Source organism: Mycobacterium europaeum (assembly GCF_034555895.2).
Lineage (GTDB): Bacteria > Actinomycetota > Actinomycetes > Mycobacteriales > Mycobacteriaceae > Mycobacterium > Mycobacterium europaeum.
Genome location: NZ_CP157315.1, coordinates 550,642 through 571,934, shown reverse-complemented (window position 1 = coordinate 571,934; position 21,293 = coordinate 550,642). Strand labels below are relative to the sequence as shown.

Here is a 21,293-nt window from a genome sequence, read left to right as displayed (position 1 = left end):
GCACGGGCTTGCCAGCTCGCGCCGGTGGGCTTGGAGTTAGCCGTCGCTTAGGGCAATCTTGGACCCATGGCTACTGCACCGTATGGAGTTCGGCTACTGGTCGGCGCGGCGACAGTCGCCGTCGAGGAGACCATGAAGCTGCCGAAGACCATCCTGATGTACCCCATGACATTAGCCAGTCAGGCGGCGCACATTGTGATGCGATTTCAGCAGAACCTCGCGGAGCTGGCGATCAAGGGTGACAGCACGCTCGAAAGCATCTTCCCGCCCAAGGACGAGCAGCCGGAGTGGGCGACCTTCGACGAGGACCTGCCCGACGCGGGGGAAACGGCCGGCGGCGCCGAGGCCGGCGAAGGCGATCGCCGAACCGAGGGCCGGTTCGCGTTGTACTCGCTCGCCGACGCCGCCTCCGATGCGGCCCCATTGAAGCAGGGCAGGAAATCCGCGGACGCGCCGGCGGTTCCGCAACCGTCGGTGGTGAGCGAGCTGGACTACGCGACGCTGACGCTGGCGCAGCTGCGGGCGCGCCTGCAGTCGCTGAGCGTCGACGAACTGGAAGCCCTGCTGGCCTACGAGCAGGCCACCAAGGCCCGCGCTCCGTTCCAGACCCTGCTGGCCAACAGGATCACCCGCGCGAACGCGAAGTGACCCCAGCCGCACAGTCCGAACCCAACTCCGCCGAGAACCCGTTTCCGGTGCGCGCGGTGGCCATTCGCGTCGCGGGCTGGATCGACAAACTCGGCACGGTGTGGGTCGAGGGACAGCTGGCCCAGATCAGCGCGCGGCCCGACTCCAAGACGGTGTTCATGGTGTTGCGCGACCCCGCCGCCGACATGTCGCTGAGCGTGACCTGTTCACGCGACCTGGTGGCCAACGCGCCGGTGAAGCTGGCCGAGGGCACCCAGGTGGTGGTCTGCGGCAAGCCGTCGTTCTACACCGGCCGGGGCACATTCTCGTTGCGGCTCAGCGAGATTCGTGCCGTCGGTATGGGCGAGCTGCTGGCGCGTATCGACCGCCTGCGCCGGCTGCTGGACGCCGAAGGCCTCTTCGACCCCCGTCTCAAGCGGCCAATCCCCTTTCTGCCCAACATGATCGGGTTGATCACCGGGCGGGCCAGCGCCGCCGAACGCGACGTGACGACGGTGGCAACCGGACGCTGGCCCGGGGTGCGCTTCGCCGTCCGCAACACCGCGGTCCAGGGACCCAATGCGGTGGCCCAGATCGTCGACGCCCTCTACGAACTCGACCGCCACGTCGAGGTCGACGTCATCGTGGTGGCCCGCGGCGGCGGTAGCGTCGAGGACCTGCTGCCGTTCTCCGACGAGACGCTGTGCCGCGCCATCGCGGCCTGCCGCACCCCGGTGATCAGCGCGGTCGGCCACGAACCCGACAACCCGCTGTGCGACCTGGTGGCCGATCTGCGCGCCGCCACCCCCACCGACGCGGCGAAGAAGGTGGTGCCCGACACCGCCGCCGAGCAGCGCCTGATCGACGACTTGCGTCGGCGAAGCGCGCAGGCCCTGCGCAACTGGGTGTCCCGCGAACAACGCGCGCTGGCCCAGGTCCGCAGCCGGCCGGTGCTCGCCGAGCCGTTGACGGCGCTGACGGCGCGCGCCGACGAGATCCACCGGGCCAGGTCGGCGATCCGCCGCGACATCACCCGCCGGGCCGCCGCCGAGACCGAGCGCGTCGGTCACCTGAGCGCGCGCCTGGCGACGCTGGGCCCGGCGGCCACGCTGGCCCGCGGCTATGCGGTGGTGCAGGCGGTTCCGGACGCCGGGTCCTCGGTGGTGCTGCGGTCGGTTGCCGACGCCCCGGCGGGCGCCCGGCTGCGGGTGCGGGTTGCCGACGGCGCCGTCGCCGCGGTGAGCGAGGGGCCGACCGATGGCGGATAAAGAGGAGCAATCAATTACGCCCATTAGTAGCCTGGGGTACGAAGCGTGCCGCGACGAACTGATCGAAGTCGTCCGCCAGCTGGAGCAGGGCGGGCTAGATCTCGACGCATCGCTGAAGCTATGGGAAAGGGGCGAAGAACTCGCGAAACGCTGCGAGGAGCACTTAGCTGGCGCTCGCAAGCGGATCGAGGATGCGCTCGCGGCCGGCCAGCCGGACGACGCCTGATTTGACCATTCGACGAAAGTTTTAGTCGTGACTTTTTTTCAAATTGGAACACGTTTCAGTTATGCTGCGGCCCATGGCTGATGCATCACTGACGACCGAACTCGGCCGCGTCCTGGTCACCGGGGGCTCCGGGTTCGTCGGCGCCAACCTGGTCACCACCCTGCTGGACCGCGGGTATCAAGTGCGCTCGTTCGACCGCGCGCCGTCACCGCTCGCGCAGCACCCACAGCTGGAGGTGCTCGAGGGTGACATCACCGACACGGCGGTGTGCGCCCAGGCGGTGGACGGCATCGACACGGTGTTCCACACCGCGGCGATCATCGACCTGATGGGCGGCGCGTCGGTGACCGACGCGTACCGGCAGCGCAGTTTCGCGGTCAACGTCGGCGGCACCGAAAACCTGGTGCATGCCGGGCAGGCGGCCGGGGTCAAGCGATTCGTCTACACCTCGTCCAACAGCGTCGTGATGGGCGGCCAGAACATCGCCGGCGGGGATGAGACCCTGCCCTACACCGACCGGTTCAACGACCTGTACACCGAGACGAAGGTGGTCGCCGAGCGATTCGTCCTCAGCCAGAACGCGCGGCCAAATGGGGCGGTCGGGATGCTGACGTGCGCGATCCGGCCCAGCGGGATCTGGGGCCGCGGCGACCAGACGATGTTCCGCAGGCTGTTCGAAAGCGTGATCGCCGGCCACGTCAAGGTGCTGATCGGCCGCAAGTCGGCCCGGCTGGACAACTCTTACGTGCACAACCTGATTCACGGCTTCATCCTGGCCGCCGAGCACCTCGTCCCCGGCGGCACCGCTCCCGGCCAGGCGTACTTCATCAACGACGACGAACCCATCAACATGTTCGAATTCGCGCGGCCGGTGGTCGAGGCCTGCGGGGTGAGCTGGCCCCGGGTGCGGGTCAACGGTCCGATGGTCCGCGCGGCGATGACCGGCTGGCAGCGGCTGCATTTCCGTTTCGGCATACCCGCGCCGCTGCTCGAGCCGCTGGCGGTCGAGCGGCTTTATCTGGACAACTATTTCTCGATCGCCAAGGCGCGCCGCGACCTCGGCTATGAGCCGCTGTTCACCACCGAGCAGGCGATGTCGCAATGCCTGCCCTACTACGTCGACATGTTCCAGCGCATGAAGGCCGAAGCGCAGCAAGGCAATACCGCCGCCAAGCCCACGGCCTGACCCGCCGCTACCGGAAACCCACCATCTGGCTGCCCCAGGCGGCCCGGATGCTCGCATCGACGTCGCGCGCGACCGTGTCGCGCTTGTCGATGATCAGACAGGCGCGGTCGTCCGCCCGGTAGGGCGTCCAGTCCGGCTCGCCGTCCGGACCCGCGGGCGTCGACCGTGCGGCGAAGTTGACCCAGCGGGTCCGCATCCTCTTGGATACCGCCTTGGCGGTCGCGGCGCCGCCGAGCTTGAGTGTTGGGTCCTTCGGACCGCCGAGATTGCCCCAGACATAAGGCAACTCGGTCGCGTGGGCGGCATTGACCAACAGCAGCTTCAGCAACGGGGTCGCGTAGTCGAACCGGTACAGATACACCGGCGCGACGCGGGAGTGGCCCTCGGCCAGCCACACCGACGGCATCCGGAACCCGACGTCGGTCGCGATGCTCAAACTCCTTGCCCCGCGCCGCAATCGCGAGTACGCCGATCCGATCTGCTCCTCGGTGGGCAGTTGCAGGTCGGGTTGTTCGGCGGCGATCTGATCGAACATCGACGTGATCGCGCGGGGGGTGATCGGCATCAGCCGTGAGCGCATCAACCTGAACAGCGCCGCCTCGTGCCGGTTGGTGCCGATGATCAGCGGGATTGGAAGCGAGCGGCCCTCCTGCACCCGCTTGACCGGGTAGTCGTCCAGCAGCTCGCCGTCGATGATCGGGACGAACGCCAGAATCCCCGGGTTGCGCACGGGCACTTCGTCGAAGACCTCTTGGGAGGCGGCCAGGAGCACCGCGGTGGGCACGCTCGGCAACCGGTCCGCATCGACGTCAAGCCGTTCGAGGACCGTCTCGGCCACGCGCTCCGCTCTGCGCCGGTCGTACACCGACGTGGCCGGTGAGCTCTGGGCGATCGCGCGAGCGAACAGGCCGTCGGCTGCCGGGCAGGCCAACAGGGTCGTCACGATCCCCGCGCCGGCGGATTCGCCGAAGAGCGTGACGTTGCGGGGATCTCCGCCGAACGCGGCGATGTTGTGCCGCACCCACGTCAGCGCCGCCAGCACGTCGCGCAGTCCGACGTTGGAATCGAACCGCCGCCGCGAGGTGGTGAATGACGACAGGTCCATGAAACCGAGCGCTCCGACACGGTAATTGACCGTCACCACGACCACGTCACCGCCGCTGACCAACCGGCGACCGTCGTACAACGCTTGGCTGCCCGAGCCCAGGACGTAAGCCCCGCCATGCAGCCAGACCATCACCGGCTTACGGTCGCCCGGCTGAGTGCCGGACGACGCCCAGACGTTCAGCCGGAGGCAGTCCTCGCCCTGCGGCGCGCCCAGGTCGAGCGGCATGTTGGGAAAGACCGGTTGCGGACAGGCCGGCCCGTAGCGGGTGGCGTCGGCGACCTTTTTCCACCGCTCGGGCGGCTGCGGCGCCCGGAACCGCAGGGCACCGACGGGCGGCGCGGCGTAGCGGACGCCTTTCCATGCCCGAGCTTGGCCGAGGTCGGCACCCCGGACCGGGCCGTAGACGGTGTCGACTACGAGAGCGTCGTCGGGCATGCCGTGGCCTAGGTGAGCCGTTGCGTGAGGAACTCGACCACCCGCTTGCGGGCCTCGTAGGCCGGGTGGCCGTCGACTTCGCGGACCTCGTCGGTCAGCACCGAATGCGCGGTCCTGGCGAAGCCGTACCGGTTGCCCGGCCGCGAGTCGATCTCGATCACCTCGAACGCGTCGCCCAGCCGCTCCTTGAGCACCGCAAAGCGTTCCGCCGGCACCACCGGGTCCTCGCTGAACCGTAAACCCATGGCGCACAGCCCTTCGGTGGCGGCGCGTTCGGCGACCGCGCTCAGTTCGGACTCGCTGAGTCCCGGGTCGCGGCGGCGCGCGCGGCCCAGCGGCAGCGGTACCGACGGCTGCGACAACACCGGGGCCAGCACGCTGTCGTCGACCGCGGCGGCCAGCGCGAAGCCGCCCGTGAAACACTGGCCGATCACCCCGACCCCCTTGCCCGGCGTCGACGCGTTGAGGTCACGCGCCAGCGCCCGCAGGAACAACGACACCGGCCGCTGTTTGTTCGTCGCGAACGCCGCGAATTCTTTTGCCACACAGGCCCGGCTGACGCTCGCCGCGATGTGCCCGATCGTCTTGCCGCGGCCCGGCTCGCCGAACAGCGACGGCATGGCGACGGTGAAGCCGTTGTCCACCAGGTGGTTGCCCAGGGCAAGCACGCCGGGGTGGATTCCGGGGATCTCGGGGATCAGGACCACCCCCGGTCCGCTGCCCTTGCGGTAGACGTCATGGGTGTAGCCGCCGCCGCTGAACGGCGCCACCGACCATCCGGACAGATCCGCTTGGGGTGCGGTCACACTCGGCCCTTCCTCAGCGCGCGGGTAGCGGCGGTTGGGATTGCGTCGCCGAAGCAAGCGTACGGAACTGATCGGTGGTGCCGGCGCCGGTTATCGCGATCTGGGTGGCTCCGGACGGGCCGGCAAGCCGGGTGGTCCACACCGGCTCCGCGTCCGCCCCGCTCTGGCCGGCGCCGTTGTAGACGACCCAGCTGGTCCCCGCGACGTCGACCGTTCCGGCCGGATACGCCGACGAATGGATCGAACCCACCAGCTTGTCCTCGTCGGCGTTGCTCTGGGTGAGGCTCAGATACATCCCGGTCGGACTGATGTAGCCGACGACCGAGGTGGTCGCGTTCACCCGTTGGCCGGTCGCGGGGTCGGTGCGCCCGCCCTGGATACCGCCGCGGTTGCCCGAGTTGGCCTGCCAGCCGGCGGGCAGCTTGGGCAGCCGGACGGGAAAGCCCAGGGTGGCGGCATCGGCGCGCAGGGCCGCCGCCGCGTCGTAGGACGGCACCACGCCCCGGTGGCTGCCGGGCTGGAACGAGCACATGCCCACCAGGCCCGCCAGCAGGATGCAGCCGAGCACCAACGGGATCAGCGACCAGAACATGTCGCGGCCGTCCTGCAGCAACCGCGGTTTGGCGGGCCGTGAAACCGGCCCCGGCAGGGCCCCGGCCGCCGGGGCCGGCTCGCCCGTGACATGGGCATCCGAGCTGGCGTTCAGCGGCGGCTCTTCGGTCATCCCCCAAGTATCCCAGTTCCAGCAGACCGATCCGCTTCTGGGACAATCTCCAACCATGACAGTTGAGGGCGACCGCCCACCAGGACGGCCACGTGGTGAAGCCCCGGACCGCAACCTGGCCCTGGAACTGGTCCGGGTAACCGAGGCCGGTGCCATGGCCGCCGGCCGCTGGGTGGGGCGCGGCGACAAAGAAGGTGGCGACGGCGCGGCCGTCGACGCGATGCGCGAGCTGGTCAACACGGTGTCGATGCGCGGCGTGGTGGTCATCGGCGAGGGCGAGAAGGACCACGCGCCGATGCTCTACAACGGCGAGGAGGTCGGCAACGGCGACGGCCCGGAGTGCGACTTCGCCGTGGACCCGATCGATGGCACCACGCTGATGAGCAAGGGCATGCCCAACGCCATCTCGGTCCTGGCGGTAGCCGACCGCGGCGCGATGTTCGACCCGTCGGCGGTGTTCTACATGAACAAGATCGCCGTCGGGCCCGAGGCCGCCAACGTGCTCGACATCACCGCGCCGATCGCCGAGAACATCAAGGCCGTCGCCAAGGTGAAGGCGCTGTCGGTGCGCGACATGACCGTGTGCATCCTGGACCGGCCCCGGCACGCCCAGCTGATCGAGGACGTCCGGCTGACCGGGGCGCGCATCCGGCTGATCACCGACGGCGACGTCGCCGGCGCGATCTCGGCCTGCCGGCCAAACTCGGGCACCGACATGCTGGCCGGGATCGGCGGCACCCCCGAGGGCATCATCGCCGCCGCCGCGATCCGGTGTATGGGCGGCGCCATCCAGGCGCGGCTGGCGCCCAAGGACGACGAGGAACGCCAGAAGGCCGTCGACGCCGGACACGACGTCGATCGGGTGCTGACCACCGAGGACCTGGTGTCCGGGGAGAACGTCTTCTTCTGCGCCACCGGGGTCACCAACGGCGACCTGCTCAAAGGCGTGCAGTACTACCCGGGTGGCTGCACCACGCAGTCGATCGTGATGCGGTCGAAGTCGGGCACCGTGCGCATGATCGAGGCCTATCACCGGCTCTCGAAGCTCAACGAGTACTCCTCCATCGACTTCACCGGCGACAGCACCGCCGCCTATCCCCTGCCCTAGACCGAGAACCAGCGAGGACTGCTACCTATGGCCGAGAGCGCCACCGATACCGAATACCGCATCGAGCACGACACCATGGGCGAGGTCCGGGTGCCCGCAAAGGCGTTGTGGCGCGCGCAAACCCAGCGCGCGGTGGAGAACTTTCCCATCTCGGGCCGCGGTTTGGAGCGCACCCAGATCCGCGCGCTGGGCCTGCTGAAGGGCGCCTGCGCGCAAGTCAACAAGGACCTCGGGCTGCTGGCGCCGGAGAAGGCGGACGCGATCATCGCCGCCGCCGCCGAGATCGCCGACGGCCTGCACGACGACCAATTCCCCATCGACGTCTTCCAGACCGGGTCGGGCACCAGCTCCAACATGAACACCAACGAGGTGATCGCGAGCATCGCGGCCGCCAACGGTGTCACGGTGCACCCCAACGACGACGTGAACATGTCGCAGTCGTCCAATGACACCTTCCCGACCGCCACCCACATCGCGGCGACCGAGGCCGCGGTGCGCCACCTGATCCCGGCGCTCGAGGTGCTGCACGACGGGCTGGCCGGCAAGGCCCGCGAATGGCACACGGTGGTCAAGTCGGGCCGCACGCACCTGATGGACGCCGTGCCGGTGACCCTGGGACAGGAGTTCAGCGGCTATGCCCGCCAGATCGAGGCGGGGATCGAGCGGGTACGCGCCACGCTGCCGCGGCTGGGCGAGCTGGCGATCGGCGGCACCGCGGTGGGCACCGGCCTCAACGCCCCCGACGGCTTCGGCGCCAAGGTGGTCGAGACGCTGATCGCCTCCACGGGCCTGAACGAATTGCGCACCGCCGCCAACTCGTTCGAGGCTCAGGCGGCGCGCGACGGCCTGGTCGAGGCGTCCGGCGCGCTGCGCACCATCGCGGTCTCGCTGACCAAGATCGCCAACGACGTCCGCTGGATGGGATCCGGCCCGCTGACCGGGCTGGCCGAGATTCAGCTGCCGGACCTGCAGCCGGGCAGCTCGATCATGCCGGGCAAGGTGAATCCCGTTCTGCCGGAAGCGGTTACGCAGGTGGCCGCGCAGGTGATCGGCAATGACGCGGCAGTCGCCGTCGGTGGTTTGAGTGGCGCGTTCGAGCTCAACGTCTACATCCCGATGATGGCCCGCAACGTCCTCGAGTCGTTCAAGCTGCTGACCAACGTGTCGCGGTTGTTCGCCGAGCGCTGCATCATCGGGCTGAAGGCCAACGTCGATCACCTGCGGGAGCTGGCCGAATCGTCGCCGTCGATCGTGACGCCGCTGAACTCGGCGATCGGCTACGAGGAGGCGGCCGCGGTGGCCAAGCAGGCCCTCAAGGAGCGCAAGACAATCCGCCAGACCGTGATCGACCGTGGCCTGATCGGCGACAAGCTGTCCGAGGAAGAGCTGGACCGTCGCCTGGATGTCTTGGCGATGGCCAAGGTCAAGCCGGAGGCGTAGGCGGGGTGGTGCAGCGATGACGGCTCCTCCCGGCGGCCCCTACGACCAAGGTCCCCACGGTCAAGGCCCCTACGACCAAGGTCCCTACGGTCAGGGCCCCTACGGGAATCCGTATGGGCAGCAACCGCATTGGGGAGGCCAGCCGCAGGGCCCGCAACCGTACCCGCCGACCGGCCCGTACCCGTATCCGCCGCCGGGGTATCCACAAGGGGGCCAGCAGTTCCCGCCCGGGTCCTACCCGCCGGGGCCGCCACCGGGCGGGCCCGGCTCGAAGCTGCCGTGGTTGATCATCGGTGGTCTCGTCGTCCTGGCCGTCATCGCGCTGGTGGCGACCCTGATGGTGGTGCGCGGCGGCAGCCACGGTAAGCCGCCGAAGGCCGCTCCCTCGTCGACGAGCACCACGGCCAGCCAGCCGAAGGGTTCGGCCCAGACCGCCACCGACTGCACCCCCAACGTGTCCGGCGGCGAGATCCCCCGGACCGACTCGATCACCGCCGGCAAGCTGTCGTTCCCGGCCTCCGCTGTGCCCCCCAACTGGACGTTGTTCTCCGACGACCAGGACCCGAACCTCATCGGGGCGGTCGGGGTCGCCCAGGACGTGCCGGGCGCCAACCAATGGATGATGACGGCCGAGGTGGCTGTCACGAACTTCGCCGCCAGCATGGACGTCACCGCGCAGGCGTCGAAGTTGCTGCAGTGCATCGCCAACGGGCCCGGCTATGCGAACGCGTCGCCGACGCTCGGCCCGACGAAGACCTCGTCGGTCACCGTCGACGGAACCAAGGCCGCCCGCGCGGACGCCAACGTGACGATCGCCGATCCCACCCGCAACGTCAAGGGCGACTCCGTCACCGTCATCGCCGTCGACACCAAGCCGGTCACCGTCTTCATCGGCAGCACACCCATCGGTGACACCGCGTCGGCGGACATCATCGGGAAGATCATCGCCGCGCTGAAGGTCAACAAGTCCTGACGCGGCGCCCGCCGCGCTAGCCGGCCGGCGCCGAGACGTGGGTGGCCTCGGACCGTCCCCGCAGGACGGTGGAATAGCACTCCGCCCAATGCCTTCCCTCGGCGTCGCCGGCCCGCTCGATGGCCGCCGCCGCGCACAGGATCCGCCGGTCGGCGGTCTTGGCCAGGTCGGCCAGCCGCGCGGCCTCGTTGACCGCATCGCCGATCACCGTGTACTCATAGCGGTTTTCGGCGCCGATGTTGCCGGCGAAGACGGGGCCGGCCGACACGCCGATGCCGAAATCGACCGGCAGCCGGCGCAATTGGGTGCCCAGCGCGCGGGCGGTCGCCAGGGCCGCCGATGCCGGCTCGCCGGTCGGCAGCGGCGCCCCGAAGACGGCCAGCGCGGCGTCCCCGGCGAATTTGTTGACCAGTCCGTGGTTTTCGTCGACGGCGTTGACCACGATGCGGAAGAAGTCGTTGAGAACCTGGGCGACCTCTTGCGGGGGATGGCTTTCCGCCAGCTGCGTCGAGCCGACCAGGTCGATGTAGAGGACCGCCGCCTCGACCACGTCCCCCGACAGCGTTGCGCCCTCTTCGAGGGCGCGCTGGACGACGCCGGTCCCGACGTGGCGCCCGAACAGGTCGCGCAACCGGTCCCGCTCGGCCAGCCCGGCCACCATGCGGTTGAATCCCGTCTGCAGACGGCCGATCTGGGAGCGCTCGTACGCCCCGACGTACGTTCCGATGCGGCCGCGCTCGACCTCGGCCATGGCGTCGACGACCTCGCCCAGCGGGTCGGAGATGGACCGGGACGTCAAGATCATGGTCGGCAGCCCGAGCACCAGCGCCGCCAACGCAACCACCAGGATCGGCACATCGAGCGACGCGGACTTGTCGATCAGCCACCCGTAGGAGCGAAGCACGACCAGCGCCGCGATCACGCCGATGGGGAAGGCGCTGGACAGGAACCACAGCAGGACCAGACGCGCGTACACCCCGGGCACGGCCACCCGTGGCTCGCAGCCCAGGGTGGCGGCGCGCATGATGGGCCGCAGGACGCGCTGGGCCAGCAGCATCGCGGTGCCGGCGGCGGCCGGTCCGCCCAGCAGCGCGCCGAGCGCGATGGGCAGCAGCAGCTGCGCCCCGCCGTGGAGGTTCAGCAGCATGAAGATGCCGCCGCTGACGGCCCATGCCCCGAACAGGATGACCGACTGGCGCCCGGGCAGCTTCAGCGCGGCTTCCCGCTGCCCCTGGTCGGGTTCGGCGCCCGCGGCGTACCAACGCAGCGTCGGGGCGATGCTCACGACCCCGGCGGTCGCGACGCCGGCGATGCCCAACAGAACGAGCGCCACCACCGCCGCCGAGTTGGTCTGCGCGAAGTCGACGTTGGCCGCGACGGAGGTGTGGCCGCGCAGCGGGATCAGGATGGCGGCCGCCTCGATGACGGCCAGCACGTACGACAGGGCGAGGTCGGCGCCATATTGAATCGCCAACCGGCGAGCGGACTTCCGTTGCCCCACCGGTGCTTGCGGGCGCCACGTCCCCAGCCGGGTGGCCACGCGTGCCCGCAAGCCTGTGCTAGGCACCGTTGTTCGGCCCCCCGGAGTTCTGGCCCGGGATGTCGGTGATCGGGAAGTTCGGCATCGGCTTGGGCGACGGCGTGTTGGGCAGCGGCGGGATGTCGCCGGGCGGGATGTCGTGCAGCTCGTTGGCGGGCGGCCCGTTCTCGCGGCTGCCGTAGCTGCTGCCCGGCGTCCGGGGGCCCAGGAGCTCGCTGACCGTCACCATCCGGTAGCCGTTGGCCTTGAGCACCGGGATGAACTGGTAGATCAGGTCCACGGTGCTCGAGTAGGTGTCATGGAACAGCACCACCGAGCCCGGCTTGGTGTAGGTCATCAGCATGTACCGCGTCGCGGCCGTGTTCGAGTCGTTCGCCCAGTCGAAAGGGATCACGTCCCAGAGGATTTCGGCGAGCCCGAACTTGGCCGCGGTCTGCCGGACGGCGTCGGTGGACAGCCCGCCCGCGGGCCGGTAGATCGTCGGCGTCCGCCCGGTGGCGGCGGTGATCGCGTCGTTGGCCTTGGCGAACTGGGAAGCGATGTCCTCCGGCGGGATCGTCGCCATGTTCGGGTGCTCCCACGTGTGGCTGCCGATCTCCATCCCCGCGTCGGCCACCTGCTTGGATCCCGCGGGGTTGGCCGCCACCTTGTTGCCGATCTCGAAGAACGTCGCCTTGGCGTCGTTATCCTTCAGGATCTGCAGCAACCGGCCGTCGAATGGGCTGGGCCCGTCGTCGAACGTCAGCGCCACACACTTGACCACCGCGCAGCTGAGGTTGTCGGCGCGCGTCACGTGACCGGTCAGCCCGCCGATCACCAACACCGCCACGGCCGTGAGGACACCGGCAACCGTGCGCCAGTAGCGCCAGGCCTGATTGTCGGGTCTTTTCGGCACCGTGGAAGTCTACCCACCGCGAGACTGCAGCTAGCGACATGTTTCGCGAGTGGAAGCGTCACGGAATACAGTTTCGCGGCCGACCAGGGCCGTCACTGCGGTCCGGCGATCTCCTCGAGCATCTCGGTGACCAGCGCGGCGATCGGCGACCGCTCGCTGCGCAACAGCGTGATGTGGGCGAACAGCGGATGACCCTTGAGCTTCTCGATCACCGCGGCGACCCCGTCGTGCCGGCCGACCCGCAGGTTGTCGCGCTGGGCGATGTCGTGCGTCAGCACCACGCGCGACCCCGCGCCCAGCCGGGACAACACCGTCAGCAACACGTTGCGCTCCAGGGACTGGGCCTCGTCGACGATGACGAAGGAGTCGTGCAGCGACCGGCCCCGGATGTGGGTCAGCGGAAGCACCTCGAGCATGCCCCGGGAGAGCACCTCCTCGAGCACGGCCGGGCTGGCCAGGCCCTCGAGCGTGTCGAAGACCGCCTGCGCCCAGGGACCCATTTTTTCGCTCTCGCTGCCGGGCAGGTAGCCCAGCTCCTGGCCGCCCACGGCGTACAGCGGGCGGAAGACCACCACTTTGCGCTGGGTGCGCCGTTCCAGCACGGCCTCGAGACCCGCGCACAGCGCCAGCGCCGACTTGCCGGTGCCGGCCTTGCCACCCAGCGAGACGATGCCCACCGACTCGTCGAGCAGCAGGTCGAGCGCCACCCGCTGCTCCGCGGAACGGCCCCGCAGGCCGAACGCCTCGCGGTCGCCGCGCACCAGCTGAACCCGCTTGTCCGCGTTGACCCGGCCCAGCGCGTGCGAGCTGCCACCGAGCAGCCGAATACCGGTGTGGCACGGCAGGTCTCGCGCTTCGGCCAGATCGATCTCGCCCTCGGCGAAGAGCGCGTCGATGTCCTCGGTGGCCGTCTCGATCTCCCGCATCCCCGACCACCCGGAGGCCACCACGTCTTGCGCGTGATACTCGTCGGCGGCCAGCCCCACCGCGGCGGCCTTCACGCGAAGCGGAATGTCCTTGCTGACCAACGTGACTCGCTTGCCCTCGGCGGCCAGGTTGGCGGCGCAGCTCAGGATCCGGCAGTCGTTGTTGTCGCTGCGGAAACCGGCGGGCAGCACCGCGGGGTCGGTGTGGTTGAGTTCGACGTGCAGCGTGCCGCCTTGTGTCCCAACGGGAATCGGCTGATCGAGCCGCCCGTGCACGAGCCGGAGATCGTCGAACAGACGCAAGGCCTGACGGGCGAACCACCCCAGCTCGTGGTGATGCCGTTTGGCCTCCAGTTCGCTGATCACCACCAGCGGAACCACCACCTCGTGCTCGGCGAACCGGCTGCACGCCCACGGGTCGGACAGCAGCACGGAGGTGTCGATCACGTAGGTCCGGATTTCGGTCACGTAGCGCTCCTCGAGCGGGATGAGCCCGCGCGGACCCGCACAGGCATGTCGGCGGGAACTGCGACACCAGGACCGGGGCCGGTCCTTCCGTTGTGGTGACGGGAGGTGCCGCCCTGGCAGCAGAGCATGACGCTGACCATCGAGATCGACGCTACTCTCGTCGCCGCTTCGCAGCAGCGCAGGCGCGCCGACGACGAGCGTCGCGCGCGGAGATCGCGCTAGCCGATGACGAACTGCTTGAGGGCGGGCTCGTCGGCCACACCCCACGCGGTGATGCGATCCGAGATCGCCTGCCGCAGCTGCTGTTGGTCGAAGATGCCCGCGTCGGCGACGTTGCGCAGCTTGTCCCGATAGGAGTCGATGTCGGCGCCGGGCACCTGCAGGTCGGCCGCGCGCGCGGCGATCGCCGCGATCGTCTCGTCGCGGGTGTAGGAGAGGCAGTGCTCGACCAGGTTGGAGAAGAACAGTTCGTGGCGGCGCTCGTCGCGCGCGATCCGGTCGATCAGCCCGGCCAGGATCGGCTCCTCGAGCTGCGCCGCGAGGTTCTCGCAGAAGACGGCGTGCGTGCGCTCGGCGAGCGCCATGTACACCAGGGTTTCCACCTGCGTGTAGGTGTCGGCGCGGTAGCCCTTCATGACGTACTCGACCCGGGCCTCCTCGTTGGCGGTCGGGTCGACCTCACGGGTCACCACCAGGTACTCACGCAGCGCGATCGCGTGCAGGTGCTCCTCAGCGGTCCAGCGGCCCAGCCAGCGGCCCCACCAGTCCTCGAGGATGAAGTGCTCGACCAGCTCGCGGTGGTGGCCGGCGAGGTTGTCCTTGAGCAGCAGCATGATCTCGCAGGCGTCCGTGTACTTCCGGGGCAGCGTCGCGTCGGACGGTTCCCAGTCACGTCCGCCGAGGAACGCGAAGTTCTCGCCCCGGTCGAACGGCACGTAGTCGTGGGCGAACCAGAGTTCCTCGGTCTTCAGATGCCGGTCCATGTTGGCTTCGCACACCGGCTCGAGTTCCAGGGTCAGCGCATTCGCGACAGGTTTCTGTGCCATGCGGTTACTGTAACTCGCATACACAGGTTCGTGAAATCGCTTGAACCGTGTCGCGACAACTGGTGACTTTGGTCCCTAAACCGTTCTCCGGCCCAAGGTCAGCGGTCGACCAGCGTCCACTCCTCGAGGCCGTCGTAGAGCGGAAAGTCCCTGGCCAGCCGCGTCACTCGCTGCCGCAGGGCGGCCAGATCCGCGGCGGCCCCCGCGGCCAGTGCGGTGGCGATGACGTCGGCGACCTCAGTGAACTCCGCATCCCCGAAGCCGCGGGTGGCCAGCGCCGGCGTTCCCACCCGCAGGCCCGACGTCACCATCGGCGGCCGCGGATCGTTGGGGACCGCGTTGCGGTTGACCGTGATGCCGATCTCGTGCAGCAGGTCCTCGGCGGCCTTGCCGTCCAGCGGGGAGTCGCGCAGGTCCACCAGCACCAAGTGGACGTCGGTGCCGCCGCTGACCACCGACACACCGGCCTTGGCCACGTCGGGGGCGGTCAACCGCTCGGCGATGATCCGGGCGCCGGACAGCGTGCGCTGCTGCCGGTCGGCGAACTCGGGGGTGCCGGCGATCTTGAGCGCGACGGCCTTGCCCGCGATGACGTGCATCAGCGGGCCGCCCTGCTGGCCGGGGAACACCGCGGAGTTGATCGACTTGGCGTACTCCTGCTTGCCCAGGATCAGGCCGGAACGCGGCCCGCCGAGCGTCTTGTGCACCGTCGTGGACACCACGTCCGCGTGCGGCACCGGCGAGGGGTGCAGCCCGACGGCGACCAGGCCCGCGAAGTGGGCCATGTCCACCCAGAGCTTCGCGCCCACCTCGTCGGCGATCGACCGGAACGCCGCGAAGTCCAGGATCCGCGGGTAGGCCGACCACCCGGCGATGATCACCTGCGGGCGGAACTCGAGGGCCCTGGCCCGCACCGCGTCCATGTCAACCAGGTGCGTCACGGGATCCACACCGTAGAAGCCGGTTTCGTAGAGCTTGCCGGAGAAGTTCAGCTTCATCCCGTGCGTGAGGTGCCCGCCGTTGGCCAGGTCGAGGCCCAGCAGCCGCTCGCCCGGCGTCATCAGCGCCTGCAGCACGGCGGCGTTGGCCTGCGCGCCCGAGTGCGGCTGCACGTTGGCGAAGTCGGCGCCGAAGAGCGCCTTCGCCCGGTCCCGGGCGATGTTCTCCACGACGTCGACGTACTCGCAGCCGCCGTAGTAGCGCCGGCCGGGCAGGCCCTCGGCGTACTTGTTGGTCAGCACGCTGCCCTGCGCCTGCAGCACCGAGCGCGGCACGAAGTTCTCCGAGGCGATCATCTCCAGGGTGTCGCGCTGACGGCCCAGCTCCTTGCCGAGCAGCTCGGCGATGTCGGGATCCACCGCGGCGAGCGGGGCGGACATGAGGGAGGCCGTGCCGGGGCGAGCGGGACGGGCGTCGGGTGCAGCAGTCACGCGCGCCAGTCTATCCAGCCAAGGTTTAGCCAGCCCAGCCGTCGGGCGCGCGTCCGCCCCTGCGACACTTGCACTATGCCGCGGCTGAGCGAGCCGAGCCCCTATGTGGAGTTCGACCGAAAGCAATGGCGCGCGCTTCGCATGTCGACGCCGCTGGCCCTCACCGAGGAGGAACTGGTTGGGCTGCGCGGTCTCGGTGAGCAGATCGACCTGCTCGAAGTGGAAGAGGTCTACCTGCCGCTGGCCCGGTTGATCCACCTGCAGGTCGCCGCCCGCCAGCGGTTGTTCGCCGCCACCGCGGAGTTCCTGGGCGAGCCGCAACAGAATCCGGACCGGCCCGTGCCGTTCGTGATCGGCGTGGCCGGCAGCGTCGCGGTCGGCAAGTCGACCACCGCCCGCGTGCTGCAGGCCCTGCTGGCCCGCTGGGACCACCACCCCCGGGTGGACCTGGTGACCACCGACGGCTTCCTATACCCGAACGCCGAACTGGACCGACGAAACCTGATGCATCGCAAGGGTTTTCCGGAGAGCTATAACCGCCGGGCGCTGATGCGGTTCGTGACCTCGGTCAAATCGGGATCCGACTATGCGTGCGCGCCGGTCTACTCGCATCTGAAATACGACATCCTCCCCGGCGCCAAGCACGTCGTCCGGCATCCCGACATCTTGATCCTGGAGGGCCTCAACGTCCTCCAGACCGGCCCGACCCTGATGGTGTCGGACCTGTTCGACTTCTCGCTGTACGTGGACGCCCGTATCGAAGACATCGAACAGTGGTACGTGTCCCGGTTCTTGTCGCTGCGCGGCACGGCCTTCGCCGACCCGGAATCGCACTTCCACCACTACTCGGCGCTCAACGACACCAAGGCCGTCGCCGCCGCGCGGGAGATCTGGCGGTCCATCAACCGGCCCAACCTGGTCGAGAACATCCTGCCGACCCGGCCCCGGGCCACGCTGGTGCTGCGCAAGGACGCCGACCACTCCATCAACCGGCTCCGGTTGCGCAAGCTCTAGGCAGCGAACGCGGCGGTCACGCCGCCGCGAGACGACGCACCCCGAGGTACTGCAGTGCGCCGAAGGCCGCGGTGTACACGCCGCCGGCCAGCGCGGCGGCGATCCCGGTCGCGGACAGCGGCAGCGCTTCGGCCGCCACGATCGCCGCCAGGGTGAGCACGACGTTGGCCACCACGACGCCGATGCCGACGCGGCGCAGGTTCGGCGCCGCCGCCAGCAGGAACACCATCAGCCCGGCGAACACGAAGAACGCGCCGAGGCTGTACTCCTGCAGCGAGGTCAGCCCCGTCAGCGACGACAGCGGGTCGGCGAGAAAAGCGATGACCAAACCGCACAGTCCGGTGAGGGTGGCGTCGGCGCGCATGGCGAAACGCAGCAGCGAGTCGGTCGAGTCGTACAGGGGTCGGGTAGCCAGACCGGGTGCGCCAGATGCAGACATCATGTGATTACTCCTCGCGATGGCGAATTGGGTCGAACATCAGCGTGCTACCGGTGCACTGCCATATCGACTCGTGGCACTGCCAACTACTGCCACGGAAACAAAGACCAGGGTGGCGGCCCGCCTATTCCCTTCCGGGAGCCCGAATCCGGATTGTTATTCGACAGACGCCAGTCTGGCGTTCACCTGCCCCACCAGTCACAGAATGCGAGGGCACGACGGTGTGCCCGCCTCCGAGCGACAATGGCGGCTTCCAGCGGGTGTGCGCCTTCCAGCGGGTGTGCGCTGACGGCTTCGAGTGTGCGTCCAGGGTGGAAGTCTCGCGGATTTCTCGCCCGCAGCTCACACCGAAAGCCCTCAGCTCACACTCGAAGCGCGCGCGATCGCCCCTAGCCGGGCCGCGGTAGTCCCACACAAGGTTGCGCGAGGCGGACCGGCGCCCACCTCGCCGGGTGACAAAAGTGACAGCGGGCCGAACGCGTCTGCGAATCAGTCGCTGGCCACCGGGATCCGCCCGCGCAGGTCGGCGGCGATCAGCCGGGCCGCCGCGTTCTGCCAGTTGTGCAGCGAGCGCTGCGGGACCTCGGTGACCAGCCACTGCCAGGCCCGGCGGGCGGTCGGATCCAATCCGGCGGCGGTGGCGTTCTGGGCGTACGCGCGCACGCCGACGACGTAGGGGAAATACAGCGAGTTGTAATGGCGCCACTGCTCGGTGGTCCCGAAATCGCCGGCGTCGCGCGGTTTCAGCCGTCCGATCGCGTCCGCGAGGACCGCCTTGAGCTCGTTGGCCCGCTCCAGCGGATGGTCGGGCGCGCCCCGCGCGGCGAGCCGCTCGTCGATGACGGGCAGGGCGGTCAACGGGCTGGCGACCAGCTTCGTCAGGTCGCCGTAGTGCCCCAGGGCGCGGCGGGTGAGCCTGGCGAAGGTTTCGTCGTCGACGTCGACCAGCGGATCGGCCGCACGCAGCGGCAACGCCGCCCCGGTGTGCCGCAGCGCGGCCCGGTCGGCGCGCAGCGCGGGCGACTTCGAGAACGCCATCCGGTCGAGCACGCCGGCCAGCGGGTCGGCCAGCACCTGCACCGCGATGGCAATCGCGAGGCTGCTGAACAACAGCACACCCAGCACGGTCCGCCCGGCGGGCTCGTCACGGATGACGGCCAGGCCGATCAGCGCCTGGCCCCCGAACAACACCGCCACCGCCATCGAGCCGGCGAACGAGCGCAGCATGTCGGCGCGCAACGCCTGGCCCTCCTCGAACGCGTCCCACAGGGCGACGGCGAGGCCGAGCGACAGGACGTCGACGCTCGTCGACGCCAGCGCCACCCAGCTGGGCACCAGGCCCAGCGGAATGATCAGGATGGCGTTGCCGAGCGCGAAGAACAGGGTCGCGACGACGGCCAGCCCGACGGCCGACCGGGGCCGGCGCGGCCGCCGCAGCGCGACGGCCATCGCGCCGAACGTGGAGAGCGAGATCACCGCGAACATCAGCCAGTGGCCCGTCCGCAACGGCCCCTCGACGCTGCCGGCCAGCATCGCCCCGAACAGCGTCAGCACGGCGACACCGGCCACGAGCACCAACTCACGGCCGCGCGCCAGGCCGCCGTCCCGGGGCCGGGACAGCTCGACGAGCACCGCGAACCACGCAATGCCGGGAATGGTCACCAGGTAGATCTCCACGCGACTGAGCACGTGCGCGTAGGCAGGGTTGGTGTTGCGCACCGCGTCCAGCGCGACCACCAACGCGAAACCGCACAGCCCGATGGCCGCCAACACCAACACCGGCTTACGCGGATCGCGAGCCAGCAGGTACAACCCCAGCCAGCCGCTCAGCGTGAACACCACCGCCGACAGCGCAGCCATGCTCACAGTTTGGCACGGGTTCGGACGCGCGCCGACCCGCTACTTGCCGTATCTGCGGTGCCGCTGGCTGTAGTCGCGCAGCGCGCGCAGGAAGTCGACGCGCCGGAACGCGGGCCAGTGCGCTTCCGTGAACCACATTTCCGAATAGGCGCTCTGCCAGAGCAGAAACCCGGAGAGGCGTTGCTCCCCCGAGGTGCGGATCACCAGGTCGGGATCGGGCTGCCCGTGGGTGTACAGGTTTTCGGAGATGCCGTCGACGGTCACCGCCTCGATGAGTTCCTCGGCGGAGGCACCGTTGGCGAGTTCCTTGCTCAGCAGCGCCCGCACCGCGTCCACGATCTCGCGCCGGCCACCGTAGCCGACGGCGACGTTGACGTGGAACGGCGCCACCACGGGCGTCGACTCCACCGCGTCGCGCAGCCGTCGGGCCGGCTCCTCGCCGAGCAGCTCCAGATCGCCGACGGTGCGCACGCTCCAGCGATTGGCCGGCGCGCAGATCTCCTCGACGACGTCGGTGATGATCTCGATGAGACCCGCCAGCTCGTCGGGGTCGCGTTGCAGGTTCTCGGTGGACAGCAGGTACACCGTCGTCATTTCGATGCCGGCTTCCTGGCACCAGCGCAGCATCTCGGCGATCTTGACCGCACCCATCCGGTAGCCGTAGCTGACGTCGCTGTAGCCGGCGTCGCGGGCCCACCGCCGGTTCCCGTCGCACAGGACCGCGATGTGGCGGGGCAGATGGGACTTGGCGGAGGTCAACTCCTGCCGCAGCCGCAGCTCGTAGACGCGATACAGCGGCTCTTTGAGACGCGGCGGGATAATTTCCACGGAGATTCAGCCTACTGCGAGCCGCACCGAATTCCCGTGCGATTTCGCCCCGGTTTCAGGCCGGCCCGCAACGGGCAGAGACCATGCCGTGACCGTTGCCGATTACTGTTGACGGTGAGCAGCCACTGGCAGTGTTCCCGACCTGCAAGACGAGGCACAGGAGATATGAGCAGCCAGACGAGCACGTCTGCCAATTCCGAGCGTTCGGATCGCGGATCCGAGGCCATCACCCCCGGCAACACGGTCGATCAGCTTGTCGAGGGCGCCGCCCACGTCCTGACCAAGCCCCGCATGCGGGGGTGGATCCACTTCGTCTCGGCGTGGCTGGCGATCATCACGGGCGCCACCCTGGTGTCGGTCTCGTGGGCCGCGTCCTCGCCGCGCGCGGGTCACTCGACGTTGGTCTACGCGGCGGCGACGGTGGCGATGTTCGCGGTCAGCGCCACCTATCACCGGGTGCAGTGGACATCCGCGGCGGCCCGCAACCGCATGAAGCGCCTCGACCATTCGATGATCTTCGTGTTCATCGCCGGCAGCTATACGCCGTTCGCGCGCCTGGCCATGCCGCAGCAGACCGGGGTGGAGGTGCTGTGGATCGTGTGGGGCGGCGCGGCGGCGGGCATCCTGCTCAAGGTGTGCTGGCCGTCGGCCCCGCGCTGGCTGGGCGTGCCGCTCTACCTGCTGCTGGGCTGGGTGGCCGTCTGGTACTGCCCGACGATCCTGCACACCGCCGGGGTGGCCGCGATGGTGCTACTGGCCGTCGGCGGCGTGTTCTACAGCGTCGGGGGGATCTTCTACGGGCTCCGCTGGCCCGACCCGTGGCCCAGGACCTTCGGCTATCACGAGTTCTTCCACGCCTTCACCGCGGTGGCGGCGATCCTGCACTACATCGCGATGTGGTTCGCGGTGTTCTACGTCGGCCACCAGGCGTGGCTGCACTGAGCCG

General features: G+C 69.3%; 20 protein-coding genes. 9 read left to right on the top strand and 11 right to left on the bottom strand.

Translation table 11 applies throughout. From position 1 onward, the window contains the following. Positions 1-66: 66 nt before the first annotated feature. From U8D42_RS02895 to U8D42_RS02880, 4 genes are all read left to right on the top strand, one after another. Positions 67-648 (top strand): lipid droplet-associated protein, encoded by a 582-nt coding sequence (locus U8D42_RS02895; protein ID WP_322859299.1) that lies wholly within the window; start codon positions 67-69, stop codon positions 646-648. After that, the gene (xseA, locus tag U8D42_RS02890; protein ID WP_322859300.1) at positions 645-1,895 is read left to right on the top strand and encodes an exodeoxyribonuclease VII large subunit; all 1,251 of its coding nucleotides are present in this window, start codon (positions 645-647) and stop codon (positions 1,893-1,895) included. Before U8D42_RS02895 ends, xseA begins: the two co-directional genes overlap by 4 nt. After that, complete coding sequence (locus U8D42_RS02885; RefSeq protein ID WP_085240439.1) at positions 1,885-2,121, top strand: exodeoxyribonuclease VII small subunit; 237 nt, start codon at positions 1,885-1,887, stop codon at positions 2,119-2,121. The genes xseA and U8D42_RS02885 overlap by 11 nt, the downstream gene beginning before the upstream one ends. A 61-nt stretch (positions 2,122-2,182) precedes the next feature. Continuing rightward, positions 2,183-3,307, top strand: a complete 1,125-nt coding sequence (locus U8D42_RS02880; protein WP_322859301.1) for a 3-beta-hydroxysteroid dehydrogenase — start codon at positions 2,183-2,185, stop codon at positions 3,305-3,307. A 7-nt stretch (positions 3,308-3,314) separates the two neighbouring features. On the opposite strand, the gene U8D42_RS02875 is transcribed toward U8D42_RS02880, so the two are convergent. The 3 genes from U8D42_RS02875 to U8D42_RS02865 are packed head-to-tail and all read right to left on the bottom strand — an operon-like array spanning position 3,315 to position 6,380. Continuing rightward, positions 3,315-4,850, bottom strand: a complete 1,536-nt coding sequence (locus U8D42_RS02875; protein WP_085240441.1) for a carboxylesterase/lipase family protein — start codon at positions 4,848-4,850, stop codon at positions 3,315-3,317. An 8-nt stretch (positions 4,851-4,858) separates the two neighbouring features. Next, the gene (locus U8D42_RS02870) at positions 4,859-5,656 is read right to left on the bottom strand and encodes a dienelactone hydrolase family protein (RefSeq protein ID WP_085240442.1); all 798 of its coding nucleotides are present in this window, start codon (positions 5,654-5,656) and stop codon (positions 4,859-4,861) included. 13 nt (positions 5,657-5,669) lie between these two features. Then, positions 5,670-6,380, bottom strand: a complete 711-nt coding sequence (locus U8D42_RS02865) for a DUF4245 domain-containing protein (protein ID WP_322859302.1) — start codon at positions 6,378-6,380, stop codon at positions 5,670-5,672. Between the two features lie 55 nt (positions 6,381-6,435). Here U8D42_RS02865 and glpX point away from each other — a divergent pair, with 55 nt between their 5' ends. Genes glpX through U8D42_RS02850 form a run of 3 tightly spaced genes read left to right on the top strand, consistent with a single transcriptional unit; the run spans position 6,436 to position 9,901 of the window. Further along, on the top strand, positions 6,436-7,488 hold the full coding sequence (gene glpX / locus U8D42_RS02860) for a class II fructose-bisphosphatase (RefSeq protein ID WP_090421210.1): 1,053 nt from the start codon (positions 6,436-6,438) through the stop codon (positions 7,486-7,488). Between the two features lie 27 nt (positions 7,489-7,515). Beyond that, positions 7,516-8,928 carry a class II fumarate hydratase gene (locus U8D42_RS02855; protein WP_322859303.1) on the top strand — a complete coding sequence of 471 codons (1,413 nt, stop codon included), beginning with the start codon at positions 7,516-7,518 and terminating at the stop codon, positions 8,926-8,928. 16 nt (positions 8,929-8,944) lie between these two features. Further along, a complete protein-coding gene (locus U8D42_RS02850; RefSeq protein WP_322859304.1) occupies positions 8,945-9,901 on the top strand; it encodes a hypothetical protein in 957 nt (318 codons plus the stop codon). Positions 9,902-9,917: 16 nt separating this feature from the next. Here the strand turns inward: U8D42_RS02850 and U8D42_RS02845 are convergent, their stop codons facing one another. From U8D42_RS02845 to glyA, 5 genes are all read right to left on the bottom strand, one after another. Then, positions 9,918-11,375 (bottom strand): adenylate/guanylate cyclase domain-containing protein, encoded by a 1,458-nt coding sequence (locus U8D42_RS02845; protein ID WP_322859305.1) that lies wholly within the window; start codon positions 11,373-11,375, stop codon positions 9,918-9,920. An 85-nt stretch (positions 11,376-11,460) separates the two neighbouring features. Next, complete coding sequence (locus tag U8D42_RS02840; RefSeq protein WP_322859306.1) at positions 11,461-12,336, bottom strand: polysaccharide deacetylase family protein; 876 nt, start codon at positions 12,334-12,336, stop codon at positions 11,461-11,463. Positions 12,337-12,428: 92 nt separating this feature from the next. Next, positions 12,429-13,730 carry a PhoH family protein gene (locus U8D42_RS02835; RefSeq protein ID WP_067279565.1) on the bottom strand — a complete coding sequence of 434 codons (1,302 nt, stop codon included), beginning with the start codon at positions 13,728-13,730 and terminating at the stop codon, positions 12,429-12,431. A 218-nt stretch (positions 13,731-13,948) separates the two neighbouring features. After that, positions 13,949-14,776, bottom strand: a complete 828-nt coding sequence (locus tag U8D42_RS02830) for an acyl-ACP desaturase (RefSeq protein WP_085240449.1) — start codon at positions 14,774-14,776, stop codon at positions 13,949-13,951. A 98-nt stretch (positions 14,777-14,874) separates the two neighbouring features. Then, positions 14,875-16,155: a serine hydroxymethyltransferase gene (glyA, locus tag U8D42_RS02825; protein WP_085240450.1), complete on the bottom strand. Its 1,281-nt coding sequence runs from the start codon at positions 16,153-16,155 to the stop codon at positions 14,875-14,877. Positions 16,156-16,281: 126 nt separating this feature from the next. On the opposite strand from glyA, the gene coaA reads away from it, so the two are divergent. Next, on the top strand, positions 16,282-17,220 hold the full coding sequence (gene coaA, locus U8D42_RS02820; protein WP_085240451.1) for a type I pantothenate kinase: 939 nt from the start codon (positions 16,282-16,284) through the stop codon (positions 17,218-17,220). Positions 17,221-17,236: 16 nt separating this feature from the next. Here the strand turns inward: coaA and U8D42_RS02815 are convergent, their stop codons facing one another. From U8D42_RS02815 to U8D42_RS02805, 3 genes are all read right to left on the bottom strand, one after another. Further along, on the bottom strand, positions 17,237-17,662 hold the full coding sequence (locus tag U8D42_RS02815; RefSeq protein ID WP_322859307.1) for a hypothetical protein: 426 nt from the start codon (positions 17,660-17,662) through the stop codon (positions 17,237-17,239). A gap of 486 nt (positions 17,663-18,148) precedes the next feature. Further along, entirely contained in the window at positions 18,149-19,519 is a 1,371-nt protein-coding gene (locus tag U8D42_RS02810; RefSeq protein ID WP_322859308.1) for a hypothetical protein, read from the bottom strand. 39 nt (positions 19,520-19,558) lie between these two features. Beyond that, the gene (locus U8D42_RS02805; RefSeq protein ID WP_085240454.1) at positions 19,559-20,347 is read right to left on the bottom strand and encodes a (2Z,6E)-farnesyl diphosphate synthase; all 789 of its coding nucleotides are present in this window, start codon (positions 20,345-20,347) and stop codon (positions 19,559-19,561) included. 165 nt (positions 20,348-20,512) lie between these two features. Between U8D42_RS02805 and trhA the strand changes: the two genes are divergently transcribed. Further along, positions 20,513-21,289, top strand: a complete 777-nt coding sequence (gene trhA, locus U8D42_RS02800; protein WP_322859309.1) for a PAQR family membrane homeostasis protein TrhA — start codon at positions 20,513-20,515, stop codon at positions 21,287-21,289. Positions 21,290-21,293 lie beyond the last annotated feature (4 nt).

What these genes read in the sequence shown, in the direction of transcription:
- U8D42_RS02895 (WP_322859299.1), top strand. Translation starts at nt 67, where the DNA reads ATGGCTACTGCACCGTATGGAGTTCGGCTACTGGTCGGCGCGGCGACA.
- U8D42_RS02885 (WP_085240439.1), top strand. Translation starts at nt 1,885, where the DNA reads ATGGCGGATAAAGAGGAGCAATCAATTACGCCCATTAGTAGCCTGGGG.
- U8D42_RS02880 (WP_322859301.1), top strand. Translation starts at nt 2,183, where the DNA reads ATGCTGCGGCCCATGGCTGATGCATCACTGACGACCGAACTCGGCCGC.
- U8D42_RS02875 (WP_085240441.1), bottom strand. Translation starts at nt 4,850, where the DNA reads ATGCCCGACGACGCTCTCGTAGTCGACACCGTCTACGGCCCGGTCCGG.
- U8D42_RS02865 (WP_322859302.1), bottom strand. Translation starts at nt 6,380, where the DNA reads ATGACCGAAGAGCCGCCGCTGAACGCCAGCTCGGATGCCCATGTCACG.
- glpX (WP_090421210.1), top strand. Translation starts at nt 6,436, where the DNA reads ATGACAGTTGAGGGCGACCGCCCACCAGGACGGCCACGTGGTGAAGCC.
- U8D42_RS02855 (WP_322859303.1), top strand. Translation starts at nt 7,516, where the DNA reads ATGGCCGAGAGCGCCACCGATACCGAATACCGCATCGAGCACGACACC.
- U8D42_RS02850 (WP_322859304.1), top strand. Translation starts at nt 8,945, where the DNA reads ATGACGGCTCCTCCCGGCGGCCCCTACGACCAAGGTCCCCACGGTCAA.
- U8D42_RS02830 (WP_085240449.1), bottom strand. Translation starts at nt 14,776, where the DNA reads ATGGCACAGAAACCTGTCGCGAATGCGCTGACCCTGGAACTCGAGCCG.
- glyA (WP_085240450.1), bottom strand. Translation starts at nt 16,155, where the DNA reads ATGTCCGCCCCGCTCGCCGCGGTGGATCCCGACATCGCCGAGCTGCTC.
- coaA (WP_085240451.1), top strand. Translation starts at nt 16,282, where the DNA reads ATGCCGCGGCTGAGCGAGCCGAGCCCCTATGTGGAGTTCGACCGAAAG.
- U8D42_RS02815 (WP_322859307.1), bottom strand. Translation starts at nt 17,662, where the DNA reads ATGATGTCTGCATCTGGCGCACCCGGTCTGGCTACCCGACCCCTGTAC.
- U8D42_RS02810 (WP_322859308.1), bottom strand. Translation starts at nt 19,519, where the DNA reads ATGGCTGCGCTGTCGGCGGTGGTGTTCACGCTGAGCGGCTGGCTGGGG.
- trhA (WP_322859309.1), top strand. Translation starts at nt 20,513, where the DNA reads ATGAGCAGCCAGACGAGCACGTCTGCCAATTCCGAGCGTTCGGATCGC.